The 23,425-nt window shown below is 60.3% G+C and carries 20 protein-coding genes and 2 pseudogenes; 5 read left to right on the forward strand and 17 right to left on the reverse strand.

Annotated elements, in window-relative coordinates; translation table 11 throughout:
• Nucleotides 1–153: 153 nt before the first annotated feature.
• The 10 genes from BMS17_RS28195 to BMS17_RS28240 are packed head-to-tail and all read right to left on the reverse strand — an operon-like array spanning nt 154 to nt 8,004.
• On the reverse strand, nt 154–579 hold the full coding sequence (locus BMS17_RS28195) for a thioesterase family protein (protein ID WP_046031143.1): 426 nt from the start codon (nt 577–579) through the stop codon (nt 154–156).
• On the reverse strand, nt 572–2,116 hold the full coding sequence (gene hutH / locus BMS17_RS28200; protein ID WP_046031142.1) for a histidine ammonia-lyase: 1,545 nt from the start codon (nt 2,114–2,116) through the stop codon (nt 572–574). The genes BMS17_RS28195 and hutH overlap by 8 nt, the downstream gene beginning before the upstream one ends.
• Nucleotides 2,097–3,044 (reverse strand): glycosyl transferase, encoded by a 948-nt coding sequence (locus BMS17_RS28205; RefSeq protein WP_046031141.1) that lies wholly within the window; start codon nt 3,042–3,044, stop codon nt 2,097–2,099. Before BMS17_RS28205 ends, hutH begins: the two co-directional genes overlap by 20 nt.
• On the reverse strand, nt 3,041–3,775 hold the full coding sequence (locus BMS17_RS28210; RefSeq protein WP_046031140.1) for a glycosyltransferase family 2 protein: 735 nt from the start codon (nt 3,773–3,775) through the stop codon (nt 3,041–3,043). The genes BMS17_RS28205 and BMS17_RS28210 overlap by 4 nt, the downstream gene beginning before the upstream one ends.
• Complete coding sequence (locus BMS17_RS28215) at nt 3,768–5,450, reverse strand: acyl-CoA synthetase family protein (RefSeq protein WP_077432332.1); 1,683 nt, start codon at nt 5,448–5,450, stop codon at nt 3,768–3,770. Before BMS17_RS28215 ends, BMS17_RS28210 begins: the two co-directional genes overlap by 8 nt.
• Nucleotides 5,450–5,992, reverse strand: coding sequence for a membrane protein (locus BMS17_RS28220; protein WP_046031138.1), 543 nt, complete (start codon nt 5,990–5,992; stop codon nt 5,450–5,452). Before BMS17_RS28220 ends, BMS17_RS28215 begins: the two co-directional genes overlap by 1 nt.
• On the reverse strand, nt 5,989–6,243 hold the full coding sequence (locus BMS17_RS28225; RefSeq protein ID WP_007947135.1) for an acyl carrier protein: 255 nt from the start codon (nt 6,241–6,243) through the stop codon (nt 5,989–5,991). Before BMS17_RS28225 ends, BMS17_RS28220 begins: the two co-directional genes overlap by 4 nt.
• Before the next feature lie 9 nt (nt 6,244–6,252).
• Nucleotides 6,253–6,513 (reverse strand): phosphopantetheine-binding protein, encoded by a 261-nt coding sequence (locus BMS17_RS28230; protein WP_046031137.1) that lies wholly within the window; start codon nt 6,511–6,513, stop codon nt 6,253–6,255.
• Nucleotides 6,494–7,303 carry a 1-acyl-sn-glycerol-3-phosphate acyltransferase gene (locus BMS17_RS28235; RefSeq protein ID WP_046031136.1) on the reverse strand — a complete coding sequence of 270 codons (810 nt, stop codon included), beginning with the start codon at nt 7,301–7,303 and terminating at the stop codon, nt 6,494–6,496. Before BMS17_RS28235 ends, BMS17_RS28230 begins: the two co-directional genes overlap by 20 nt.
• Nucleotides 7,279–8,004, reverse strand: coding sequence for a beta-ketoacyl synthase chain length factor (locus BMS17_RS28240; RefSeq protein ID WP_046031135.1), 726 nt, complete (start codon nt 8,002–8,004; stop codon nt 7,279–7,281). Before BMS17_RS28240 ends, BMS17_RS28235 begins: the two co-directional genes overlap by 25 nt.
• A gap of 353 nt (nt 8,005–8,357) precedes the next feature.
• Between BMS17_RS28240 and BMS17_RS28245 the strand changes: the two genes are divergently transcribed.
• On the forward strand, nt 8,358–9,128 hold the full coding sequence (locus tag BMS17_RS28245; protein WP_046031134.1) for a ParA family protein: 771 nt from the start codon (nt 8,358–8,360) through the stop codon (nt 9,126–9,128).
• A 64-nt stretch (nt 9,129–9,192) separates the two neighbouring features.
• On the opposite strand, the gene trxC is transcribed toward BMS17_RS28245, so the two are convergent.
• The 6 genes and pseudogenes from trxC to BMS17_RS31150 form a co-directional block, all read right to left on the reverse strand.
• Nucleotides 9,193–9,627 carry a thioredoxin TrxC gene (gene trxC / locus BMS17_RS28250; RefSeq protein WP_077432334.1) on the reverse strand — a complete coding sequence of 145 codons (435 nt, stop codon included), beginning with the start codon at nt 9,625–9,627 and terminating at the stop codon, nt 9,193–9,195.
• A gap of 402 nt (nt 9,628–10,029) precedes the next feature.
• Nucleotides 10,030–11,493 carry a protein adenylyltransferase SelO gene (gene selO / locus BMS17_RS28255; RefSeq protein ID WP_077432335.1) on the reverse strand — a complete coding sequence of 488 codons (1,464 nt, stop codon included), beginning with the start codon at nt 11,491–11,493 and terminating at the stop codon, nt 10,030–10,032.
• A 48-nt stretch (nt 11,494–11,541) separates the two neighbouring features.
• Nucleotides 11,542–14,892: a mechanosensitive channel MscK gene (gene mscK / locus BMS17_RS28260; RefSeq protein ID WP_046031131.1), complete on the reverse strand. Its 3,351-nt coding sequence runs from the start codon at nt 14,890–14,892 to the stop codon at nt 11,542–11,544.
• A gap of 34 nt (nt 14,893–14,926) precedes the next feature.
• Nucleotides 14,927–16,669, reverse strand: a complete 1,743-nt coding sequence (locus BMS17_RS28265) for a potassium/proton antiporter (RefSeq protein WP_046031130.1) — start codon at nt 16,667–16,669, stop codon at nt 14,927–14,929.
• Nucleotides 16,670–16,954: 285 nt separating this feature from the next.
• Nucleotides 16,955–17,827, reverse strand: coding sequence for a methyl-accepting chemotaxis protein (locus BMS17_RS31145; protein ID WP_371916747.1), 873 nt, complete (start codon nt 17,825–17,827; stop codon nt 16,955–16,957).
• Nucleotides 17,810–18,646 (reverse strand): annotated as a pseudogene (locus BMS17_RS31150) (MCP four helix bundle domain-containing protein); the annotation flags it as partial. The gene BMS17_RS31145 and the pseudogene BMS17_RS31150, both read right to left, overlap by 18 nt.
• Before the next feature lie 210 nt (nt 18,647–18,856).
• Between BMS17_RS31150 and BMS17_RS28275 the strand changes: the two are divergent.
• The 4 genes and pseudogenes from BMS17_RS28275 to BMS17_RS31160 all read left to right on the forward strand — a co-directional run bounded on the left by BMS17_RS28275 (nt 18,857) and on the right by BMS17_RS31160 (nt 21,424).
• Nucleotides 18,857–19,087, forward strand: a complete 231-nt coding sequence (locus BMS17_RS28275) for a hypothetical protein (RefSeq protein WP_027922060.1) — start codon at nt 18,857–18,859, stop codon at nt 19,085–19,087.
• Nucleotides 19,084–19,386, forward strand: coding sequence for a cell division protein ZapA (locus tag BMS17_RS28280; protein ID WP_046031129.1), 303 nt, complete (start codon nt 19,084–19,086; stop codon nt 19,384–19,386). The genes BMS17_RS28275 and BMS17_RS28280 overlap by 4 nt, the downstream gene beginning before the upstream one ends.
• Before the next feature lie 145 nt (nt 19,387–19,531).
• Nucleotides 19,532–20,560, forward strand: a pseudogene (locus BMS17_RS31155) (cache domain-containing protein); the annotation flags it as partial.
• Nucleotides 20,561–20,692: 132 nt separating this feature from the next.
• Complete coding sequence (locus BMS17_RS31160) at nt 20,693–21,424, forward strand: methyl-accepting chemotaxis protein (RefSeq protein ID WP_371916748.1); 732 nt, start codon at nt 20,693–20,695, stop codon at nt 21,422–21,424.
• A gap of 144 nt (nt 21,425–21,568) precedes the next feature.
• Here BMS17_RS31160 and BMS17_RS28290 read toward each other — a convergent pair whose 3' ends face one another.
• A complete protein-coding gene (locus BMS17_RS28290) occupies nt 21,569–23,371 on the reverse strand; it encodes an acyl-CoA dehydrogenase (protein ID WP_046031127.1) in 1,803 nt (600 codons plus the stop codon).
• Nucleotides 23,372–23,425 lie beyond the last annotated feature (54 nt).

Below are 23,425 nucleotides of genomic sequence, written 5' to 3' on the forward strand. Positions count from 1 at the left end.
GCCCGCGAGGCTGCGTCCGGCGGCGAAGCCGTCGCAAAACCTGAGCATTCGGTGCATCAAGCGAAACGCCAGGCGTCTGCTGCGCAGCCGGACGCAGGCTTCGCCAGCTGCTACAGGTCGAACGCAGGCTGCTACAGAGGGTCTTCAGCAGGTTCATGCGAGCATCCTTTCGACGGCGTCGATGAAAACCTTCGGCGAGGCCAATTGCATTTCGCGGCTGGCCATGTCGACGGCGACTTGCACGGAGCTGGCGCGGGTCAGGCGTTCGCCGGTGTCCAGGTCACTGATCAGGTAATTGATCTTCAACCGGTTCTCCCACTCCACCAGATTCGCCCGCACGTTCAGCTTCTGCCCGAACACCGCGCCGCGCACGTAGCGCAGTTGCAAGTCGATGACCGGCCAGGCGTAACCCGACTCGGACATCGCCGTGTAGTTGTGGCCGATCTTGTCCAGCAGTGCGCAGCGGGCCACTTCCAGGTATTTGACGTAATGGCCGTGCCAGACCACCTGCATGGTGTCGACGTCAAAGAACGGCACGAGGATTTCCGTATCGGTGTGAAGCACTCCCTTGCTACGCATGCAGCCTCCAGTGTTGCTCGGCGATTCGTTTCAGGCACAGGCGCAATTCGCCTTCCAGGGCGCGATCTTCGATGACCGGCGGGAAGTCTTTGGCCAGCTCGAAGTGCATGGCGGCAAGGGCCGGCGGCAACGGGCGCGCGTCTTCAGCCTTGCTGCGCAGCCAGACGCCCTGATTGGCGGCAAGCAGGGTCGCCGCGGCGACCTGTTCGGTCAGCTCCAGCACGCGAATCGCATCGCGGGCGGCGATGGTGCCCATGCTTACCTTGTCCTGGTTGTGGCACTCGGTGGAGCGCGAAAAGACGCTGGCCGGCATCGTATTTTTCAGCGCTTCGGCCGTCCAGGCGCTGGTGCCAATCTGCACGGCTTTGAAACCGTGATTGAGCATCGCCCGATCTGCGCTGGCGCCGGACAGATTGCTCGGCAAGCCATGGTTGTATCGCTCATCCACCAGCAGCGCGAGCTGGCGATCCAGCAGGTCGGCGACGTTGGCCACCAGGTTCTTCAGGCTGTCCATGGCGAACGCGATGTGGCCGCCGTAGAAATGCCCGCCGTGCAGCACGCGCTCGGCTTCGGCGTCGATGATCGGGTTGTCGTTGGCGCTGTTGAGTTCGATTTCGATGAACGAACGCAGCCAGTTCAGGCTGTCGGCCAATACGCCGAGGACGTGGGGGGCGCAACGCAGTGAGTAGCGATCCTGCAGGCGATGCAGCGGTGCGGTCGGCGCGTCGATCGCCAGATCCTTGCGCAGCCACGCGGCAACTTGCATCTGCCCCGGGTGCGGTTTGGTGGCGAACAGGCGCTCGTCAAAGTGTTCCGGGTTGCCCTGCAAGGCGACGACGTTCAGCGCGGTGATGCGCGTCGCCAGTTGCAGCAGGTAGTCGGCGCGGGCGAAGGCCAGGCAGGCAAGGCCGGTCATCACGGCGGTGCCGTTCATCAGCGCAAGGGCTTCCTTGGGGCGCAAGACCAGCGGCTGCCAGCCGAGTTCGCGGTGGACGTCGGCCGCCTGTCGGCGTTCGCCACGGAACATCACTTCGCGCTCGCCCGACAGGGTCGCAGCCACATAGGACAACGGCGTCAGATCACCGCTGGCACCCACCGAGCCTTCCTCCGGGATCAGCGGCAGAATGTCGTGTTCGAGGAACGCTTGCAGGCGTTCCAGCAGCTCTACGCGAACCCCGGATACGCCGTGGCACAGTGACTGCAAACGCGCGGCGAGCACTGCGCGGGTAGCCTGTTCGTCGAGCAATTTGCCCAGGCCACAGCCGTGGAAGGTATACAGATGACGGGGCAACGCCTCGACGTGATGCAGCGGCACCGCGACTACGCAGGAGTCGCCATAACCGGTGGTCACGCCATAGATCACACCTTCCTTGTCCAGCAGGGAGTCGAGGAATCGCGCGCCCTTGGCAATACGCTCGCGGTACGCGGGATCGCCCTGCAACTGCGTCGGCACCTGACGATTGGCCAGGGCCAGCACGTCTTCGATGCGCAAAGGGAGTTCGCCGAAGGTTACCGGCTCATGCATTGGCGTCGTCATCGCTCTTCCAGAAAGGGTAAAAGTTGAACCATTGTTGGGGCGCTTCAAGGCAATAGTGACCCAGGCGCGCGGCGTAGCGGGATGCCCACTGATGAATGACCTGCTCGCGGTCGCTGCGTTTCCACGTCACGGCCTCGGCGAAGGGTTCGAGGGTCACTCGATACTGGCCTGCCGGTTTCTTCAGGCACATCAACAGATTGATCGGGCACTTCAGCAAACCGGCCAGCAGCCATGGACCTTGAGGGAATGCTGCCTGATGGCCGAGAAAGTCCACGGTCACTGTGCGTGCGCCGTGCAGCGGCACGCGGTCGCCGGCAATCGCCAGCCATTCACCGCGCTCAAGGCGTTCGTGCAGTTGCAGCATGATCACCGGGTCCAGCTCGCTGACCTGGATCAGCCGCAGATTGGTCGCGCCGGCCTCGCCCAGCAAGCGGTTGAACTGCTCGGCGTGCTTGGTGTGTACGAGGACGTTCATCGTGACTTTTTCGCCGATTTCCGCCAGTGCGCGGCAGACCTCGAGATTGCCCAGATGCGCGCCCACCAGCATTTGCCCGCGGCTGCCACGCAGTTGATTGCGCAGCAGTGCCGGGTCGATGATTTCGATCTGGTCGATGCTCAGCTTGCCATTCCATACGTCGAGCTTGTCGAGCATGGAGTCGGCGAACGCCATGAACTGACCGAACACGCGCCAATGCGTGGGGCGCAATTCGTTGCGCGCGCTCCAGTCGGCGAGCCGTTGCTGGTACTGCCAGGCGCTGTGGCGGGCACTGCGGCCGAACAGGAAAAAGTACAGGACGATGCCGTACAAGACCGGACTCAACAGGCGTCGACCCAGTACTTTGGCACCGAACGCGGTGAGCTTCATCAGCCAGAAGCTGCCGCGCTCCTGGCGGTCGGCCCAGTGTTTCTTGTCTACGTTGCTGCTCATGCTCGCCACCGTCGCCAGAGGATCACCGGGGCCCGCAGCAACATGCCGAAGAACAGCCGGGTGTGCATGCTGGAAATCAGCACATTGTCGTGAAACAGGCGGAAATGCGAGACGCCGTCCAACGGGTAGTGAACCCTGGTCGGCAACCACTGCATCGGCACGTTGCGCCAGGCCAGGCGCACAAGGATGTCCGAGTCGAAGTCCATGCGCTTGCCTATCTTCGCCGAGTCGATCAGTGCCAGGATGGGCGGCAATGGGTAGACGCGAAAGCCGCACATGGAATCGCGAATCTGCAAGGACAGCGTGTTGATCCAGACCATGACGTGCGTCAGGTAGCGGGCATACAGGCGGCCCTTGGGTACGCTGGCGTCATATTGTGGGTAGCCGCAGATCACCGCGCTCGGCTCGGCGCGTGATTTTTTGATGAACAGCGGCACGTCTTGCAGGTCGTGCTGGCCGTCGGCGTCCACTTGTAACGCATGGCTGAAGCCCAGGCGTGACGCTTCACGCAAGCCGGTCATGACCGCACCACCCTTGCCCTGGTTGGCGGCCAGGCGGATCAGGTAAACCATTTCGCGCTGGGCCAGTCGATCGAGCACCCTGGCGCACGCCGGACTGCTGGCGTCGTCCACCAGAATGCACGGCAGGTTGCTGGCAATCAGCGCCTCGACCACCGTGCCGATCGCGGTTTCATGGTTGTAGACCGGGACGATTGCGCAGGGGTTATGCATCGCTGGCCGCCTCCAGCAGAATCCGCCCACTGGAGCAGGTGGCGGTCTCGTTGCGATAGGCGAAATACAGTTTGCTGCGCTCTGGGTCAAAGCGCAGGTGCAACTGGATTTCGTCGCCCGGGCGCACCAGTTGCTGGAACTTCAGCACTTCCATGCCGGCGAATTTTGCTGGCAGGTCCATCAATTGTTGACCCAGGCTCAGCGCCCAATCCACCTGCACCACACCGGGCAATACCGGGGTTTGCGGGAAGTGGCCGCTGAAGTAAGCGAGGTCTGGCGGGACTGCGAGTTGCAGGCTCCATTCGCCCTCGACTTCGACCTGTTCGAGCACTTCGGGTGCTTTGACCCGAGGTGCCAGCAACAGGGCCTCGACGTCGGCCTGCGGCAGTTTGCCTTGAGCATTCAGTGGCAACTGTCGCAGCAATCGCCAGCGCCGGGGCAGGGCGAGGGCTTCGCAATGCTGGCTCAGGTGCTGACGCAGTGCTTCTGTAAGGGTGCGCCGACCCTGATTGCGCAAGGTATGCAGCCCTGATTCGCTGAGCACCAGCAGTGCACCCAGTGAGGCGCGGTTTTCCTGGACCACACCGAGGCGCGTCTCCGCGACCCACTCATGCGCCATCAGCGCTTTTTCCAGCATGGGCAGCGAGATGCGTTTTTCTTCCAGTTTGACGATCCGGTCCAGGCGTCCCAGCAATTCGAAACGGCCATTGGCTGCGATTCGCGCCGCATCAGCGGTGTGTTCGATGTGGCCGACCGGCAAGTAGGGAGATTTGATCAACAGCGCGCCGTCGCTGTCCTGGCTCAACTCGACACCGGCGAACGGCTGCCAGAGATCGCTGCCCTGACGCCAGGCGATGCCGCCGGTTTCTGAACTGCCGAGGATTTCTGTCGGCCATTGGCGCAAGCGTTGGTGCAGGCTTTGCGCGGCCTCGGCGGGCAAGGCGCCGCCCGAGGAAAACACCCGGCGCACAGCGCTCAAGGCAGGCCAGTCGAGGTTATCGCCCATGCGCTTGAGCAGCGCCGGACTGGCGACCCAGGCGAACACCGGGTGTTCGCGACTGGTGCGCTGCAGGTCTTCCGGGAACGCCAATTGCTTGCGCACGAACGGCCGCCCGGCGCACAGCGGCCACAGCACGCGGAACAGCAAGCCATAGATGTGTTGGGTGGCGACGCTGCCAACAATGCAAGCCTGACCCAGATCAGCGCCCCAGAGTTGCTCCAGTGCCTGAACTTCATTGGCCATTTGCCGCAGGGTTTTGTCGATGCGCTTGGGGTCGCCACTGGAGCCAGACGTGCAAAGGCTCAGTTGGCAAGTGTCCAGATCCAGTGCAGCGGCAGTGAGAGGCGGATGGCGGTAATCGCTCAGGTGCGCATCATCGGCCAGATCAGTCAGCCACAGATCGACTTCACTGGACCAGCGTTGGCGGGTCTGGAGTTGTAGATCGGCCGGCAGTAGCACGCTGACGCCGGCACGCCAGGCACCGAGCAGGGCAATGGCGAGGTCGGCGGCGTCTTCAAGGTGCACGGCGATGCGCTGCACGTTTTGCGCTTGCAGGCCGGCCGCCAGGCGCAGGGCCTGTTCGCACAGTTGTGCGTGATTCAGCGCCGGTTCGGCTGTGACGGCACGCTCCGGCTGAGCCTTGAGCAACAGTTGCTCAAGTGTTATCCAATTCATCAGTGGCCTCGTACCCGTTGTCGTATCAGCCATTCAATGGCAAACAGCAGGCCCATCAACCCGTAGGAAATCAGGCCGGTGTACAACATCCACCAGCTCAGCGGCGCCCAAAGAGTCAGGGCAGCGGTGAGCAATCCGTTAAAGACGAAAAACACACACCAGACGATCGTCACCTGGCGGGTATAAATAATGGCCCTGGCCGGCAGGTGCGGTTCACGCAGACGCGCCAGACGCTCGACCATCGGCGGGCCGAACCAGAGGCTCAAACCAAACAACCCAAGCATGAACACGCTGATCAGCACCGGGTACCAGCGCAGCAACAGCGGACTGTCGAACAGGGCCAGCAACAGGCAAAAAACCATTGCGGTGATCGCCATCCACAGGCTGCCGGGACGGCGTGCACCGAGCAGCGCTCGCGCCAGCCACAGGCTGCCGAGCAACAGGCCGAACTGCCACGGAGCAAAATGTTCCATGCCGAAATACACCGCGAAGGGGTACAACAGGCCTGCGAGCAGCAGGCCAAGGCCGACCAGTCGGCTCATGCGGCAGGTTGAACCAGGCGATAGACGGCCTCGACCACGTCGCTGACGGTACGCACCGATTTGAACTCTTCGGCGGCGATTTTTTTGCCGGTCTGGCGCTTGATGTGATCGATCAGGTCGACGGCGTCGATGCTGTCGATTTCCAGATCCTGATACAGGTTCGATTCCAGGCTCACGCGCGCAGGGTCCAGCTCGAAGAGCTCGACCAAAGCATCGCGCAGAGTGTTGAAAATGTCGTCACGAGTTTGCATGGTCCGGTCTCAAGCTGCCTGTTTTGCAGTGACGAACGCCGCGAGGCTCGCCACGTTAGTGAAGTGATCACGGGTGTCTTTGGCGTCGGCGTCGATTTTGATGCCGTATTTTTTCTGGATGGCCAGACCGAGCTCCAGTGCGTCCACCGAATCCAGACCCAGGCCTTCGCCGAACAGTGCCTGATGGCTGTCTATGTCTTCGGCACTGATGTCTTCGAGGCCGAGGGCATCGATGATCAGTTCTTTGATGTCACGGTGCAGATCGCTCATCTTCGGCGAGCTCCTTGATAAAGTAAGTATGCAAATAATCGTTGAGCTTGCGCGAAGCCTGAGGTGCCGGGCCTAGCGCTGCGAAAGCTTGTGGGTCTATATCGGCCCCGACACGGAAACTGAAGTGCACGCGGCGTTTCGGGATCCGATACCAGGGCTCGGCCTTGGTTAACGTCGTAGGGCTGACCTTGATGATCACAGGGGTGAGGATTTTCGCACCGCGCAAGGCGATTGCCGCGGCCCCCCGATGAAAGGCCGGTGCCTCGCCAGGCTGGGTGCGCGTGCCTTCGGGAAAGATGATCAAGGTCTGGCCGTCTTTCAACGCGTTGGCAGCGGCGTCGAGCATGTCCATGCTGCCGTCGTTGCTGATGTATTCGGTGCGCCGTAGCGGGCTGCGGGTAAAGGGATTCTCCCAAAGGCTTTGTTTCACGACGCAATTGGCGTGACGCACCAAGCCGATCAGAAACACGACATCAATCAGCGAGGGGTGATTGGCAATGATCATTTGCCCGGGGCGGCCCAGTTTTTCCGCGCCCTGGATGTCGTAGGTCAGGACGCCGGTGCGGGCCATGAACCGGACAAATAACCAGAAGCAGCGACTGACGGTCTGTCGCGCGCGCAGCCGATGGGTCCGCGCATCACCGGGAAAGCAATTGAGCAACGGAAAAACCACCAGTCGCAGGCACAGGCCACCCAACCCGAACAGGGTGAAGCTTGCGGCAGTGGCCAGCAGGCGCCAGTAATAGGCGTCGCGGTTTTTTTCCGTTACGGAGTGCGATGCCAGGTCCATACACGATTCTTCCAGGCATGTTGGCAGGTGGTTTGCTGGCCGAGCAGGGTGCGAACCAGATTCAGGGCATGGGGCCAGTGGGCGTTGGACAACTCATCCGTCGCGCTGTTCAGCATCAGCTGCCAGTCGGTACCGGGTGTCAGTAACAGACCGACGGCATACGGAAACGGGACATCGTCGATCCATGTCTCATAGGCATTGGGCGGTTGTTCTTCGGCGATAATCAACAGGACGGCAGGCGCGCCTTCGTCCAGCATTGCAGCGGCCTCCAGCATGCCGTGTTCCAGCCCGTCACCGGCGGCGGCGAGGGCGGTCATTTCGCTGGTTTCGCCGCGCATGATCGACCAAAGCCCAATGACGGCGTTGTGCACGGACAAACTGAATTGAGTCGGCGACAGCGGTTGGTCGGCGGCCAGATCGCTGAGGATTTCAAACGTGCGCGGGGTTTCGCCATGTCGGGAAACAAACACCAACGGCAAGTCCTGGCGACCCTCAGCCAAGGGCCAGCCGACACTGAATGCCATGCGCGCCAATCGGCTGAGTCGTCGGCGCTGCATGGCGGGCAGAAAAGACACGTCGGGTGCGACATCGCTGCTCGCAAGCACCACCGGTTGTCGGCTCCATGCCTGCCATTCGTCCACGCTTTCGAGCCCAGGAGCCCATGCGCGCCATTGGGCGATGTTGAAATTAATCACAGACATACATCCCGCCCTGCAGGGCTTCGTTGACGCGGTGAGCCGCAAAAACAGCGGCAGACCTTACGTGACGCGTAGCGCCGAGTGGCGCGCATTATCCCGGTGCTACGGGCGCGTAGCAAATACTGGTTACATTTTGCGCAATGAATGTACCGTCCGGTTCGCTAAAAGCTATCGTTTCGCCATTATCCATAGCTGGATGTTCACGTCTGTCGGCCTTTTGCCCGGAGTAACGGTGAGATTGCGGCTTTTCAATTGGGATATTGGAGCTGACCGTGTAGTCCTTGCGCCAAAGCGGTAGCTAAGCAATGCCGTGGACTACTACACTCGGTCATTCCTGGATACACGGAGGTTTTGACATGCGGCGCGTGGTGTTTAATCAAAAAGGTGGCGTGGGCAAGTCCAGCATTGCCTGCAATCTGGCGGCGGTCAGTGCCAGCGAGGGCTATCGCACCCTATTGGTGGATCTCGATGCCCAGGCCAACTCCACTCAGTACCTGACGGGGCTCACCGGTAATGACATCCCGATGGGCATTGCCGATTTCTTCAAGCAAACCCTTTCCTCCGGTCCGTTTTCGAAGAAAAACCAGGTCGATATCTACGAAACACCGTTCGACAACCTGCACGTGGTCACCGCCACTGCCGAGCTGGCAGATTTGCAGCCCAAGCTTGAAGCCAAGCACAAGATAAACAAGCTGCGTAAGTTGCTTGAAGAGCTTGGGGAAGATTACGACCGGATCTACCTGGATACGCCGCCCGCACTGAATTTTTATGCGGTATCGGCCTTGATTGCCGCGGATCGTGTATTGATCCCTTTCGATTGCGACAGCTTCTCGCGTCAGGCGTTGTACGGTTTGCTGGCGGAGATCGAAGAATTGAAGGAAGACCACAACGAAGGCCTGGAAGTTGAAGGCATCGTGGTCAACCAGTTCCAGGCCCGCGCCAGCCTGCCCCAGCAAATCCTCGACGAGTTGATCGCCGAAGGCTTGCCGGTCCTGCCGGTGTATCTGGCCAGTTCAGTGCGAATGCGCGAATCTCACCAGGCCAACACGCCGCTGATCCACCTTGACCCCCGGCACAAGCTGACCCAGCAATTCGTCGAACTGCACGCGCTGCTGGAAAATGCTTGACCCCAGCTAGTGCCACCGAGCAAATGTGGGCGTGAGCAGGCTCCCACATTTGATTCGAACTGGTTTAAATCCCCTGGCTACGCAACCAGCTCATCAATTGAGGTAACGGAAAAGCCCCGCTCTGGCGCGCCACTTCCCGGCCGTTCTTGAACAGAATCAGGCTCGGAATCGAGCGAATCCCCAACTGCGCCGACAACTGCTGGTTTGCCTCGCTGTCCAGTTTCGCCAGCCGGCACTTACCTGCCAATTGCCCCGCTGCCTGCTCGAACACCGGCGCAAACGACTTGCACGGCCCGCACCAGTCCGCCCACACGTCAACCAGCAACGGCAGGTCGCCTTTGATCTGGCTGGCGTAATCGCCTTGCTTCAATTCAAACGGCTTGCTCAGCAAGACCTCGGCCTTGCAGCGACCGCACTTTGGATGATCGTTGAGGCGCTCGGCGGGGATGCGGTTGAGGCCGTTGCAGTGGGGGCAGGGGATGAGGAGTGGGTCGGTCATGGTTGGCTCTGAGTTGGACAGTCTATGTGCCAGTTCTGGAGTCGAGCATCGCGTTTATCAAGGCTGTAACGTGTAGTCCTTAGCTTTCTTCAGTTGCGGACAGGGACTACATGTATTGACTCTCCTGCTGATATACGGCGAAAAATTACACCTTTAGTCTTTTCCGCAGCAGTTTCGAACTGGCGATTTTACTTTGGAGTCCTTTGTACCAATGACGGCTAGATCCCCTCAGCGTTTTTCAATCCTAGAGCTCCTAACCAACGCCAAGCGCATCAAAACTCTAAATGTCGAGACTGCGTTTGCGCGAGACGGAGGCTTTGTGGGGCTTGAAGATGTTTGGCGTGACCTGAGTTTCGATCAGAGTCAGAAGCAGGAAAGCGCCATACGTGAAGCCTTGTTGACTCACGACGAACAACTGATCTCCAAATGCTTGCCCCACTCCGGCGGCCGTTCGGCATAACTGTCCATTCCCGGCTGTTCCTCGAACGGATTGCTCAGCACGGTGTGCAGCCGACGTACCTCTGAATAGTCGCCGCTCTCTGCCGCATCAATGGCTTTCTGCGCCAGATAGTTACGCAGGATGTACAGCGGATTGACCGCATGCATCCTTTGGCGACGCTGTTGCTGATCGGCTTCGCCTTCGCGGGCTACCCGGGCGACGTAACGCTCGCCCCAGGCATCGAACCCCTTGATGTCGACGAAGTCATCGCGCAAGCGGGCGACCGCCTGTTCCGGGGACTCTTCCCCGAGGCGGCGGAAGAACAGGGTGTAATCGACGCCACTGTTCTGCATCAGTTGCAGCAGGTGCTCGAGTAGCTTCTGGTCATCGTCTTGCGCGGTGGTGAAACCGAGGCGGCGGCGCATCAGGTCCAGATAGTGGGCCTGGAACAGCGGCAAATACAGGCCGAGGGTTTCGCGCAGGGCCTCGACGCTGATGAACGGTGTCAGGGCCTGGGCCAGCGCGCTGAGGTTCCATTGACCGATCGGCACCTGATTGCTGAAGGAGTAGCGACCCTGGTCGTCGGAGTGGTTGCAGATGAAGTTGGCATCAAAGTCGTCGAGGAAGGCGAAGGGGCCGAAGTCGAAGGTGATGCCGAGGATCGACATGTTGTCGGTGTTCATCACCCCGTGACAGAAGCCATAGGCCTGCCACTTGGCGATCAGTTCGGCGTTGCGCTCGACGATTTCACGGAACATCGCCAGGTAGGGTTCCGGCTGTTCCAGGCATTCGGCGAAATGCATGGCCAGCACATGTTCACCGAGTTCTTTCTGCATTTCGGGACGTTTGGTGTAGTAGAAATATTCGAAATGCCCAAAGCGCACGTGGCTTGGCGCCAGGCGCAGGACCATCGCGGCGCGTTCCTGTTTCTCGCGCCAGACCGGCGTGTCGGAGCCAACAACGCACAGCGCGCGGGTGGTCGGGATGTTCAGGGCATGCAGCGCCTCAGAGGCGAGAAACTCGCGGATCGAAGAGCGAAGCACCGCTCGTCCATCACCCATGCGCGAAAAAGGCGTCTGGCCGGCACCCTTGAGGTGCAGGTCCCAATGCTCGCCGGCCTGGTTGTACACCTCGCCCAGCAGCAGGCCGCGACCGTCGCCCAGTTGCGGGTTGTAGGAGCCGAACTGATGACCGGAATACACCATCGCCCTCGGCACCGCGTCAGCCCAGAGCTTATGGCCGCCGAACAGTTCGGCAAACTCTGGTGTGTCGGCCGCGGCCGGGTCGAGATCAAGCAGCGCCATGGCCGCAGGGCTCGCAACCACGAGGCGCGGGTTGTCGATGGGCTCGGGCAGCACATGGGCGGAAAACGTATCGCCCAAGCGGGCGAAACGATTATCGAAGGTCAGTTCGTCGAGGGCTTTCAACGGCCATCTCCAGCAGAATGTCCGAGCATTCTGCTAGGGATAAGCCGGTTAGTCGAGCTTGGCGGCCGGTGGTTCCTGGGGCGGTTGGCCATCGACCAGCGGCACGATGGTTTTCGCTTCCGGTTCGATCGGCACCATCTTGTATTCCTGGCCCTGAAGGTTCTTGAGGTAAACCTCCATCTGCCGGAACGAGATGTTGATGTGCTGCTTCTTGAACTCGCGGTTGATGAAGCGGTTGACCTCGTCGAGCACAGGATTTCGGTCGCCAAGGTCGCGCACGTGCATGCGCAATTCATGGTCGAGGGTGCTTTCACCGAAGTTCAGGAAGTACACGTGCGGTTCCGGATCCTTGAGCACGCGCGGATTATCGCGGGCAGCCTTGAGCAGCAGCTCCTTGACCAGGTCCAGGTCCGAGCCGTAATCGACGCCGAGCTTGAGCGTTACCCGGGTGATGGTGTCGGTCAGCGACCAGTTGATCAGTTGCCCGGTAATGAACGTCTTGTTCGGGACAATGATGTCCTTGCGGTCGAAGTCGGTAATGGTCGTGGCGCGGATGCGGATCTTGCTGACCGTGCCTGAGAGGTTGCCGATGGTGATGGTGTCGCCGATCCGTACCGGGCGCTCGAACAGGATCATGATGCCGGAGATGAAGTTCGCAAAGATCTCCTGCATCCCGAAACCCAGGCCGACCGAAAGCGCTGCCACCAGCCATTGCAACTTGTCCCAGCTCACGCCGAGGGTCGACAGGGTCGAGACGAAACCGATCCCGGCGATCACGTAGGACAGCAGCGTGGTCGTGGCATAGGCGCTGCCTTGAGCCAGATTCAGCTTCGACAACACAAACACTTCCAGCAAACCTGGCAAGTTGCGCGCCAGGGCGAAGGTGATGCCGATGATGATCAACGCACCGAGCATGTCGCCGATACTGATCGGCACCATGCTCATGGCCGCGCCAGTGCCGCTGGTGTATTCGTAGAGGGTGATGTTGTCCAGGTACGAGAACACTGAAATCAGGTCGGACCAGGCCCAGTACAACGCCCCGATGAAGCCGCCGAGCAGTGCCAGGCGGATCAGTCGCAACGATTGTTCGTTGACCTTTTCTATGTCCAGTGTCGGCTCTTCGATCACCGCTTCGCCGTCACCGGCCTCTTTCGCGGCCTGGCGTTTGGTCAGGGCGCGCTGGTAAGCCAGGCGGCGTGCCGCAACGCTGAGGCCGCGCACGAAGGTGGCTTCGATGACCAGCCAGAACATCAGCAGGTAAAGGGTATTGATCAATCGGTCACTGAGTTTGAGCGCGGTGTAGTAGTAGCCGAAGCACACGGCCACGAACAGCGCGACCGGCAAGGCGGTGAACAGAATCCCCAGCAGTTTTCGGAACAACGAAGCGTTTTCATGCGTCGGGCTGCGCATCAGCAAGCGGCTGAGCAGCCAGGCCATCAAGGCGTAGCAGATCAACACCACCGGCATGCCCAGCACGTCGTCCGCCAGCGTTGCCGGTTGCAGCTCGGCAACCGCCACCACTGCCACCAGCGCCATCACTACCACACCGAGGCGACGGATCCAGCCCCGAAGGAATTCGACCTGAGGTTTCTCCCAGCGGAAATGCAACTCAGCCACGCCACCCGGCGCGAGGATCCGGTAGGCGGTGTAGAACACCAACCAGGCCTGTGCCATTTGCAACAGCGCTGAACCCATGTTGGCGTTCTGCCCGCGGGCATCGATTTGCAAGGCGAGGCCGCACAAGGCCAGGCCGAGCGCGACCGGCAGCGCCAGCAAAATATTGACCAGAATGGCCTGAGGCGTATGCCACTGGCTGTCGCGCTTGAAGTGGCCGATGTCCTTGTGAACCTTGTTCAGTCGGGCATACAAGCTTTTACGTCGCCACAACAGGGCGCCGATCAGCAGCACCAGCGGCAGAAACAGCAGCGGTCGTTGAATCAGGCCATCGCTCAACTCGATCAGGCTGGACGTCCACGGCAAGGTCATGACCTGGCGTTGTAACCGCTCCGGAACGGCGCGTATCCATTCCAGATCCAGCGGCTTGTTGCTGGGGATCCAGAACATTTGCTCATCGAGCGTCGCCCGCAGGCTTTGCGCGGTACTCAACAGTTGTTTCTGATTGAGTTGCAGGGTGATGGACTCATTGAGCACGGCGCTCAACTCACGGTTCAGCCGCTCCAGCAGGTCGGCGCGGGTGTTGGCCAGTTCCAGCAGGCTCTTGCGCAGTTGCGGGGTGACTTGTTCCGGTGGTTGGCTCGCCAACAGGTTATCGACGTAAGTCGCCGGGTTGCTCAACAGTTCGCGTTGTTGGCTGACTTCAAATTGATAGAGACGAATGTCGGCGATCTGATCGGCGAGGTTACGGTCGAGCCTCAAACGCGGCAGGGACTGCTTCTGTTTGTAGAGAATCTTGGAGAGCAGCAGGCTGCCCTTGAGCACGTTGATTTGCTCGTCCAGGGCCGAATCGCTTTGGGTTACGTTGTCCAGTTGCTGTTTGGTTTGCAGGTTTTGCTGGGTGACTTCGTTGAGTCGGTCCGTGCTTTTGAGCAGGTAGTCGGAGAGCTTCAGGTTGGCCGCGCTTTCGCTGGCCAACAGGCTGCTGCCACCGGATTTCTGCGCCTCGATGGATTGCTGGGTCACCGTTTGCTGGGACTGAGCCAGGCGTTTCTGGTTGATCAGGGTTTGCAGCTCCTGGATTTCTTGATCCAGGCGATCGGATTTTTCCGACAGTAAATCGTGCTGGCTGTTGCCCAGGTCCTGCAACTGACTGTTGCCGGCCAGTTCCTGGCGACGCAGCGGAATCAGCGCATTCAGTGCCGCGAGTTCGGCATTGAGCAAGTCGCGCTGTTCGCCGCTCAAGGTTTTGCCTGCGTCCTTGCCCGCCTTGAGGATGTTGTTGATCTGCTGGATTCGGGTCTGGCTGGCAGAAATCTCGGCTTGGGCACGTTCGGGACGTGTCTGGGCGGTAATGACCAGACTGTTGGCGTCGGACAGGGCTTTTTGCAGGTCGCTTTGCTGGGTCGAGCGCTCAGTGAGCATTTGTTCGAGTTGCGGGATCGACAGGTTGGCGAAGCGTTGGGCCACGGGTTGCGGTTTGGTGGCCTTCAGACGAGCCAGTTCACGCTGATTTTCGATGTTCTGCTTTGGCGCGGTAGCCAACTGTTGCTTCAAATCGGCCAGTTTTTGTTCGTTGTCTTGCCGGTTGTTGAGCTGGGTGAGCGTGTTCTGCAGCGTGGCTTGCAACGCTTTTTGATCGGCTTCCGGCAGCTTGCGGTCGGCGATCTTGTCCAGGCTCGCTTGCACGGCTTCGCTGGTCGGCGGTTCGGCCGCTTGCAGCGTGCCGATGGAGAGACTCAGGCCCAGCAGGGCCAGGATGAAAAAGTTACGCAGGCTTGACATAGAGACCGATCGAAAACGAGACGAAGAGTGGAGTTTAGAGGAAGAGTCCCGGACCGGGGCGACTTCCTTCGGGGAATCTGACGCCCACTTTGCCGATCTTGTTCCCTTCCATGACCGCGACGGTCCAAATGGTGTTGTTCCACTCCACCTGGTCACCGACGACAGGCGCGCCCCCCACTTTCTGGGCGATGAAGTGGCCGAGCGACATGCCCGGATCGATGCCTTCGACTTTCAACCCGTACAGCGCCGCAACCGCGCCCAGTTGGGCATCTCCTTCGAGGACGAAGTCGCCGAAGAAGCGCAAATCCAGACCTCGCTGCGGCGCCTGGCTGAAGAGTTTTCCGAGGGCCGGCAGGTTGTGTTCATGGCCGATTACACAGAGCAAATCGTCGACTTCGAGCACCGTACTACCCGACGGATGGAGCAATTGCTGGCCACGAAACAGGGCCGCGATCCGCGTGCCTTCGGGCATTTTCAGTTCACGCAGGGGCGAGCCGATGCACCATTTCTCGGCGCCGAGGCGATAAATGAACAGCTCCCACTCGCTGGTGACATGCACTTCCAGAGCTGAGCGCGAGATCGGTGCGGGCTCTGGTGGCACCGTCACTTTCAGCAGCTTGGCAATCCACGGCAGGCTCGTGCCCTGCACCAGCAGTGACACCAGCACGATAAAGAAGGCCAGATTGAAATAGAGCTGGGCGTTGGGCAGGCCGGCCATCAGCGGGAACACCGCCAGAATGATCGGGACCGCGCCGCGCAAGCCAACCCAGGAAATAAACGCCTTTTCGCGACCATGGAACGCCTTGAACGGCAGCAAACCGACCAGCACCGACAGCGGCCGGGCGAACAGAATCATCCACAGCGCCAGACCCAGGGCGGGCAGGGCGATTGGCAGCAGATCATGCGGTGTGACCAGCAGCCCCAACACCAGGAACATGCCGATCTGTGCCAGCCATGCCATACCGTCGAGCATGTGCAAAATGCCGTGCCGGCTGCGCACCGGGCGGTTGCCGATGACCAGGCCACACAGATAAACCGCGAGGAAGCCGCTGCCATGCAGGGCGTTAGTCAGGGCAAACACGACCAGGCCACCGGCAATCACCAGAATTGGATAAAGACCGTTGGCCAGGTTGATGCGGTTGACCAGTTGCAGCATCAGCCAGCCGCCGCTGAGGCCGACGACGGCACCGATACCGAACTCGCGCACGAAGTGCGCCAGCAGGCTCCAGTGCAGGCCGGTCTCACCGCTGGCGAGCATGTCGATCAGGGTCACGGTGAGGAACACCGCCATCGGGTCGTTGCTGCCGGATTCGATTTCGAGGCTGGCGGTGACCCGCTCGTTCAGGCCTTTGCCACCCAGCAGCGAGAACACCGCCGCGGCATCGGTCGAGCCGACAATCGCGCCGATCAGCAGGCCCTGAATGATGCTCAAGTTGAACAGCCAGGCGGCCACCATGCCGGTCAATGCCGTTGTTATCAACACCCCGACGGTGGCCAGCGACAGCGCCGGCCATAGCGCCACCCGGAAACTCGCGACCCGGGTGCGCAAGCCACCGTCGAGCAGGATCACCGCCAGCGCGAGGTTGCCGACTAGATAAGCCGTGGGGTAGTTATCAAAAATAATGCCGCCACCGTCGACACCGGCGGCCATGCCCACGGCCAGGATAATCACCAGAATCGGGATGCCGAGGCGGGACGAAAGTGAACTCACCAGAATGCTCGCACCTACCAGCAACGCGCCGATCAGAAACAGGCTGTTGATGGTGATTGCATTCAAAGGCAGTACTCCAGAGACGGAAAGGCGGGCGCAAACTGACCATGCAGTCTGCGTGCCAGCGATTCTAACCTGTTGAAATGTGATGCTGTCAAAAAGGTTTTTGCATGGGTACGCCGCGATGGCAAGACTAACCCTGTAGCAGCTGGCGCAGCCTGCGTTCGGCTGCGCAGCAGTCGTCAAATGGTCATTCGTGGTCTGTCTGGCAGATCCGGTAGCCAGAATCACGACTGCTTCGCAGCCGAACGCAGGCTGCGCCAGCTGCTACAAGGAGCGGTGTATTGGCTGTTACAGGCTAAACCGTCCAACCATGTTGTTCAGGTCCAGCGCCAATCGTGACAGCTCATTACTTGCCGCGCTCGTCTGGTTGGCCCCGGTCGCCGACTGCACCGACAAATCACGGATGTTCACCAGGTTGCGGTCCACTTCGCGGGCCACTTGCGCCTGTTCTTCAGCGGCGCTGGCGATGACCAGGTTGCGTTCGTTGATTTCGACGATCGCACTGTTAATGGTGTCCAGCGACAGACCGGCACCGCGAGCAATATTCAACGTCGACTCGGCGCGCTCGGTGCTGTTACGCATCGAATCCACGGCGTGTTCGGTGCCGCTCTGGATGCTGCCGATCATGCGTTCGATCTCGCTGGTCGACTGCTGGGTGCGATGCGCCAGGGCACGAACTTCATCCGCAACCACCGCGAAACCACGCCCGGCCTCACCGGCGCGTGCCGCTTCGATGGCCGCGTTCAGGGCCAGCAGGTTGGTCTGGTCCGCCAGGCCCCGAATCACGTCCAGCACTTTGCCTATGTCGCGGGATTCGTTGGCCAGGTCGCCGATCAGCGTCGCGGTGCTCTGCACATCGGCGCTCATGCGTTCGATGGCGCTGACGGTTTCCTGCACCAGGTCACGGCCGTCACCCGCCGAAGTGGTGGCGTTTTTCGAGGCTTCGGAGGTGCTCACCGCGTTGCGTGCCACTTCTTCCACGGCACTGGTCATTTCGTTGACCGCGGTGGCCGCCTGCTCGATTTCGTTGTTCTGCTGGGTCAGGCCGCGAGCGCTTTCGTCAGTCACACTGTTGAGTTCTTCAGCGGCCGACGCCAGTTGAGTGGCCGAGCCGGAAATCCGCTGCAGGGTGTCGCGCAGCTTGTCTTGCATCTTCGCCATGGCGGCCAGCAAACGGCCGGCTTCGTCTTCGCCGTCGACCGTGATCGGGCGAGTCAGATTGCCTTCGGCAATGCCTTCGGCCGCGCTCAGGGCATTGGCGATCGGCTTGGTGATGCTGTGGGTCAGCAGCCAGGCGAACAGCACAGTCAGGCCAGTGGCGAAGACCAGCAATGTAATCACCAGGGTGAAGGCCGAGTCGTACTGGTCGGCCGCTTGCTGGTTGGTGTCGACGGTTTGCTGGGTGTTGATCTCCAGCAAACGGTTGAGCACGGTGTTGACTGCTTCGGAGTTGGTCAGCAAATCGGTGTTGAGCAAGGTGCGCAGTTCATCCACCTGATTGTTGCGCGACAGGCTCTTCATGCGGTCTTCGATCTGGCGGTACTGGCCGAGCAACTGCACATATTGATCGTAGGCGGCACGCTCCTGCGGGCTGCTGATGAGCTTTTCGTACGTCGACTGGGCGGTACGGATCTGCTGATTGCGGGTTTCCAGCAACTCCATGGTTTTCTGCTGGACGTCCGGCTCGCGATTGACCAGCAAGCGGTACGACAACACGCGCAGGCGCAGGGTCAGTTGAGTGAATTCGTCGAGGCTTTTGATGCTCGGTACGCTGCTGGACGTGATGTCCTCGGCGGCGCCACGAATCTTGCTCATCTGGTTCAAGGCGAACACACCCAGGATCAGCATCAAGCCGCCAATCAAGGCAAAACCGAGGAACGCCCGTGGCGCGATATTCATATTACGAAGGGACATGGCGTTTACCGAAATGAGCGCGCCCGTGCGGCGCTGAAGCTGACGTATGAGTGACTTATCGGTCATGCGACTAAAGTCTTGAGTCCCTGCGCGTTTTTGTCGCACAAAGGCCTTGATTGACGAAGTGCAGGAACCACATCCGCCAATCACAGTCTCTACTGCTCGCGAGGAAGGTCGCCCGCCAGGAAAATCAAGGCCTTGCGCCTGAATAACCCTGGCATCTGTGGTGACTTTTCTTTATCGTACGCGCCCTTTGAAAATGCTCGGAAAATCAAAATGTTGGAAGCATCCCTAAGCCAATTGGAACAGCTGGTAAACGACCTGGTGCAACAGAACCAGGCACTGCTGGGCACCAACCAGACCCTGAGCGCGGAACTGGCTCAGGCCAAGGATGAAAACGAAAGCCTGCAGTTGAGCCTGATGGAACAGGAAGAGAAACAAGGCGCCACCGCCGCACGCATCCAGGCCCTGGTTGAGCGCGTCAGCGCTGGCCCAGTCAGCGCATGAGTGTGGGCGCCGCAGGGGTAAAAGTCGTCTCGATCCTGGGGGAGGACTATTCGATCAAGGCGCCGGCCGGGGAAGAGCAAACCCTGCTGGACGCCGCAATGATGTTGAAGGCTGCTTTGGCCGACACCAAAAGAAAGTACCCGACGCTGATCGGTGACCGCCTGTTGGTACTGGCCGCCATGAATCTGTGCTCGCAGCAGATCGAAATGAAAAAGCAGCACAAGCAGGAACTCGACCGTTACCAAGAGCAAGTCAGCGCCACGGTTGAAGTGATTTCCAAGACGATCAATCAGGCCTGATCGGCTTTGCGCACAACCAAAGAATAAATTGTCGTTTGCGTTGTATACAATCGGCACGGCTGTTGCAGTGTTTCAGCCTCTTATTCTTTGGGGGTGCTCCATGCAGTTCTGGCGACGCAGTATTCAATGGCAATTGATCCTGAGTATGGGCAGCGCGTTGCTGGTCAGTATTCTGATCGTAGTGGGCATCTATACCCTGGTGGTCAATCGACTGGCCCAGAACTATCTGGTCGAGCAAGCCTTGCCGTCGAGCATCGAAGCGATGCGCAACGACATCGAGCGCATCCTCGTCCAGCCCCTTACCGCCGCCAAGGACATCGCCAGCAACAGCATGGTGCGCGGCTGGCTGGCCGGGGGTGAAGACAGTGCCCAGGCCGGCACGTTTACGACCTATCTCGAAGGGATTCGCGCCGAGCACAAAGCCTTTACCGCAATTATTGTCGGCACCGCCTCCAACCATTACTTCACCGAAAAAGGCCTGGATCGGACCCTCAGCCGTTCCAATCCGAAAGACGCCTGGTTCTACTCATTTCTCGACAGCAACCAGCCGCGCACCCTCAATATCGATAACGACACGGCGACCGGAGAATTGGCGCTTTTCATCGACTTCAAAGTCGAGCAGGCCGGTAAAGTCGTGGGCGTTGCCGGGCTTGGCCTGAGCATGAAAGAGCTGTCGGAGCTGATTCACAATTTCAGTTTTGGTGAGCGCGGCAAGGTCTATCTCGTGCGTTCCGACGGTTTGATCCAGGTCCATCCTGAAGCGCAATTCAGCGGCAAACGCACGCTGGCTGAGCAGATTGGCGAGTCAGCAGCGCAAGCCGTCATTGGTCAAAAAAACGCCACAACCAACAGCTTTACCCGGGACGGCGAAGACTTTCTCGCTTTAAGCCTGCCGCTGCGGGATCTGGGCTGGACCCTGGTGGCCGAAGTGCCGCAATCGCAGATTTACGCTGAAGCTCGCCGCGCCATGTGGATGAGCAGTGGCATCGGCCTGGCAGTGGCGCTGGTGTGCCTGTTGCTGGTGGTGTTGCTGGCCCGTGGGCTGGTGCGGCCGATTCGTCAGGTAACAGCGGCACTGGTAGCCATCGGTAGCGGTGGTGGAGATTTGACCCACCGGCTGGATGCCAGCCGCGCGGATGAGCTGGGTGATCTGGCGCGCGGCTTCAATCGCTTTCTCGACAGTCAGCGCGACATGATCGGTGAAGTGCTGACCACCAGCGAGCGTCTGCGCACTGCGGTCGGGCAGGTGGCGCGGGTGGTGGACAACACCGCCGAACGTTCCGGGCGCCAGCAGGAAATGACTGACATGGTCGCCACCGCCGTCCATGAAATGGGCCTGACCGTGCAGGAAATTGCCCAGAACGCTGGCAATGCCGCCGTCGCCTCACAAAATGCCCATGACGAAGCGATGCAGGCGCGGGAAGTGGTCGGCGGGTCTATCCGGCATATAGAAAGCATGTCCGATGAAATCGGCATTGCTGCCGGCGCGGTGGGCGAGTTGGCCCATCAGGTCGCGTCTATCGATCAAGTGCTGGCGGTGATTCGCGGGATATCCGAACAGACCAATTTGCTCGCGCTTAACGCCGCCATCGAAGCGGCGCGAGCCGGTGACATGGGCCGCGGATTTGCAGTGGTGGCGGATGAAGTGCGCACATTGGCGCGGCGCACTCAGGCCTCCACCGATGAAATTCAGCAGATGATCGGCAGCCTCAAACAGGGCGCCGAAAACGCGGTGTCATCGATGCATTCCGGGCAAGCGGCAACCGGTACGGGCGTTGAATCGAGCCAGCGCACCGGGGCGTCGTTGACGGCGATCACCGGACAGGTGGAGCGCATCAGCGACATGAACCATCAGGTGGCGACTGCCACGGAAGAGCAGTCGGCGGTGACCGAAGAGATCAACCGCAACGTGCAGGGGATTTCTGATTTGGCTCGCGCGACCGCCGGGGAAGTCAGGGCGTGCCGTGAAGACTGTCAGACGCTGCAGCGCCTGGCGGATGATCTGGCACGGCAGATGGGTGGGTTCAGGCTCAGCTGACAAATGTATCGCCTGCACTGACGCCTTCGCGGGCAAGCCCGCTCCCACAGGTTTTAGCGTATGACACAAGATTCTGTTTCAACGCTGACCCTGTGGGAGCGGGCTTGCCCGCGAATGGATTTCAGCAACACAACCAGCCTCCGGTTAAAACCACTCATCCTGCATGCCCAGGCACACATCATCCCGCGCCTCAAGCAACGCCAACTCATGGTGGCAACCCGGTACTTCCCAGGTCAGGAAGTACCGCGCCGCTTGCAGCTTGCCTTTATAGAAGCTGACATCCGCTGCGTTGCCCTTGGCCAAGCCTTCCTCGGCGCGGATCGCCTGTTCCAGCCAGCGCCAGCCAATCACCGTGTGCCCAAACACTTTCAGGTACAGCGCCGAGTTTGCCAGGCTGCTGTTGACCTTGCCTTGAGCCAGGTCGGTCAGCAGGCCGATGGTCACGGTTTGCAGGCGCGCCACCAGTTTTTCCAGCGGCTCACGCAGCGCGGTAAGCGATTCAAACGCCTGCGCGCGCTCGGCGGTGTCGGCAATCAAGCGGATCAATTGCTTGAGCCCGGCGCCACCGTTCTGCGCCAGTTTGCGCCCCAGCAAATCCAGCGACTGAATGCCGTGAGTGCCTTCGTGAATCGGGTTCAGGCGGTTGTCTCGGTAGTACTGTTCCACCGGGTATTCACGGGTATAGCCGTGGCCGCCGAGAATCTGGATCGCCAGTTCGTTGGCCTTCAGGCAAAACTCCGACGGCCAGGATTTGACGATAGGCGTCAGCAAATCCAGCAGCTCATGGGCCTGCTTGCGCTCGGCTTCCGTCTCGAGCGTGGTGGTGTCGTCGAACAATCGCGCGGCGTACAACCCCAGGTCGAACGAGCCTTCGACGTAGGCCTTCTGCGTCAGCAGCATGCGCCGGACGTCGGCGTGGGCAATGATCGCCACGGGTGCGGTGGTCGGGTCTTTGTTGTCCGGCACGCGACCTTGCGGACGCTCGCGGGCATACTCCAGCGAATACAGATACCCGGCGTAACCAAGCATCACCGCGCCCATGCCGACGCCAATCCGCGCTTCGTTCATCATCTGGAACATGTAGCTCAAACCCTGGTGCGGCTTGCCCACCAGGTAGCCGACACAGTCACCGTTATCGCCGAAATTCAATGCGGTGGAGGTGGTGCCGCGCCAGCCCATCTTGTGGAACAGACCGGCCAGCAACACGTCGTTGCGCTTGCCGAGGCTGCCGTCATCGTTGACCAGGAACTTGGGCACGATAAACAGCGAAATGCCCTTCACCCCGGCCGGTGCGTCCGGCAGCTTGGCCAGCACCATGTGCACGATGTTTTCTGACAACGGGTGATCGCCGCCGGAGATGAAGATCTTGTTGCCCTTGAGTCGATAGGTGCCATCAGGCGCAGGTTCGGCGCGGGTACGAATATCCGACAGTGACGAGCCCGCATGCGGTTCGGTCAGGGCCATAGTGCCGAAGAAGCGGCCATCGATCATCGGTTGGAGGAAGCGGCGCTTCTGCTCCTCGGTGCCGAAACTTTCGATCAGGTTCGCCGCGCCCATGGTCAAGAACGGGTACGAGGTCGACGCCGCGTTGGCCGATTGGAAGTGCGCGAAGCAGGCCTGGGACAGCAAGGTAGGCAGCTGCATGCCGCCGGCGTCGAAACTGCGCGCGGCGTTGAGGAAACCGGCTTCGAGGAAGGCGTCGACGGCGGGTTTCACCTCAGGAATCAGAATCGCTTGACCGTCCTCATAACGAGGCTCGTTTTCGTCGCCCTTGCGGTTGTGCGGGGCGAAAAACTTTTCGGCGATGCTGCGGGCGGTGCCAATGGCGGCATCGAAGGTTTCGCGATTGTGTTCGGCGAAACGCTCACGCTGAGTCAGGCCCTCGGCATCGAGGACTTCATACAGCTCGAAAGCCAGATTGCGGGAACTGAGCAACGTCTCGGACATGGCGGCCTACCTTTTATTGGGATGGGCCGAGTCTAGGCTTGCTGATAAAGGCTG

The organism is Pseudomonas sp. C9 (assembly GCF_002000165.1).
GTDB lineage: Bacteria > Pseudomonadota > Gammaproteobacteria > Pseudomonadales > Pseudomonadaceae > Aquipseudomonas.

What these genes read in the sequence shown, in the direction of transcription:
- BMS17_RS28195 (WP_046031143.1), bottom strand. Translation starts at nt 579, where the DNA reads ATGCGTAGCAAGGGAGTGCTTCACACCGATACGGAAATCCTCGTGCCG.
- BMS17_RS28215 (WP_077432332.1), bottom strand. Translation starts at nt 5,450, where the DNA reads ATGAATTGGATAACACTTGAGCAACTGTTGCTCAAGGCTCAGCCGGAG.
- BMS17_RS28230 (WP_046031137.1), bottom strand. Translation starts at nt 6,513, where the DNA reads ATGAGCGATCTGCACCGTGACATCAAAGAACTGATCATCGATGCCCTC.
- BMS17_RS28245 (WP_046031134.1), top strand. Translation starts at nt 8,358, where the DNA reads ATGCGGCGCGTGGTGTTTAATCAAAAAGGTGGCGTGGGCAAGTCCAGC.
- trxC (WP_077432334.1), bottom strand. Translation starts at nt 9,627, where the DNA reads ATGACCGACCCACTCCTCATCCCCTGCCCCCACTGCAACGGCCTCAAC.
- hutH (WP_046031142.1), bottom strand. Translation starts at nt 2,116, where the DNA reads ATGACGACGCCAATGCATGAGCCGGTAACCTTCGGCGAACTCCCTTTG.
- BMS17_RS28235 (WP_046031136.1), bottom strand. Translation starts at nt 7,303, where the DNA reads ATGGACCTGGCATCGCACTCCGTAACGGAAAAAAACCGCGACGCCTAT.
- BMS17_RS28290 (WP_046031127.1), bottom strand. Translation starts at nt 23,371, where the DNA reads ATGTCCGAGACGTTGCTCAGTTCCCGCAATCTGGCTTTCGAGCTGTAT.
- BMS17_RS28280 (WP_046031129.1), top strand. Translation starts at nt 19,084, where the DNA reads ATGAGTGTGGGCGCCGCAGGGGTAAAAGTCGTCTCGATCCTGGGGGAG.
- BMS17_RS28220 (WP_046031138.1), bottom strand. Translation starts at nt 5,992, where the DNA reads ATGAGCCGACTGGTCGGCCTTGGCCTGCTGCTCGCAGGCCTGTTGTAC.
- BMS17_RS31145 (WP_371916747.1), bottom strand. Translation starts at nt 17,827, where the DNA reads ATGGCGAAGATGCAAGACAAGCTGCGCGACACCCTGCAGCGGATTTCC.
- BMS17_RS28210 (WP_046031140.1), bottom strand. Translation starts at nt 3,775, where the DNA reads ATGCATAACCCCTGCGCAATCGTCCCGGTCTACAACCATGAAACCGCG.
- BMS17_RS28275 (WP_027922060.1), top strand. Translation starts at nt 18,857, where the DNA reads ATGTTGGAAGCATCCCTAAGCCAATTGGAACAGCTGGTAAACGACCTG.
- mscK (WP_046031131.1), bottom strand. Translation starts at nt 14,892, where the DNA reads ATGTCAAGCCTGCGTAACTTTTTCATCCTGGCCCTGCTGGGCCTGAGT.
- BMS17_RS28205 (WP_046031141.1), bottom strand. Translation starts at nt 3,044, where the DNA reads ATGAGCAGCAACGTAGACAAGAAACACTGGGCCGACCGCCAGGAGCGC.
- BMS17_RS28240 (WP_046031135.1), bottom strand. Translation starts at nt 8,004, where the DNA reads ATGTCTGTGATTAATTTCAACATCGCCCAATGGCGCGCATGGGCTCCT.
- BMS17_RS31160 (WP_371916748.1), top strand. Translation starts at nt 20,693, where the DNA reads ATGGTCGCCACCGCCGTCCATGAAATGGGCCTGACCGTGCAGGAAATT.
- BMS17_RS28225 (WP_007947135.1), bottom strand. Translation starts at nt 6,243, where the DNA reads ATGCAAACTCGTGACGACATTTTCAACACTCTGCGCGATGCTTTGGTC.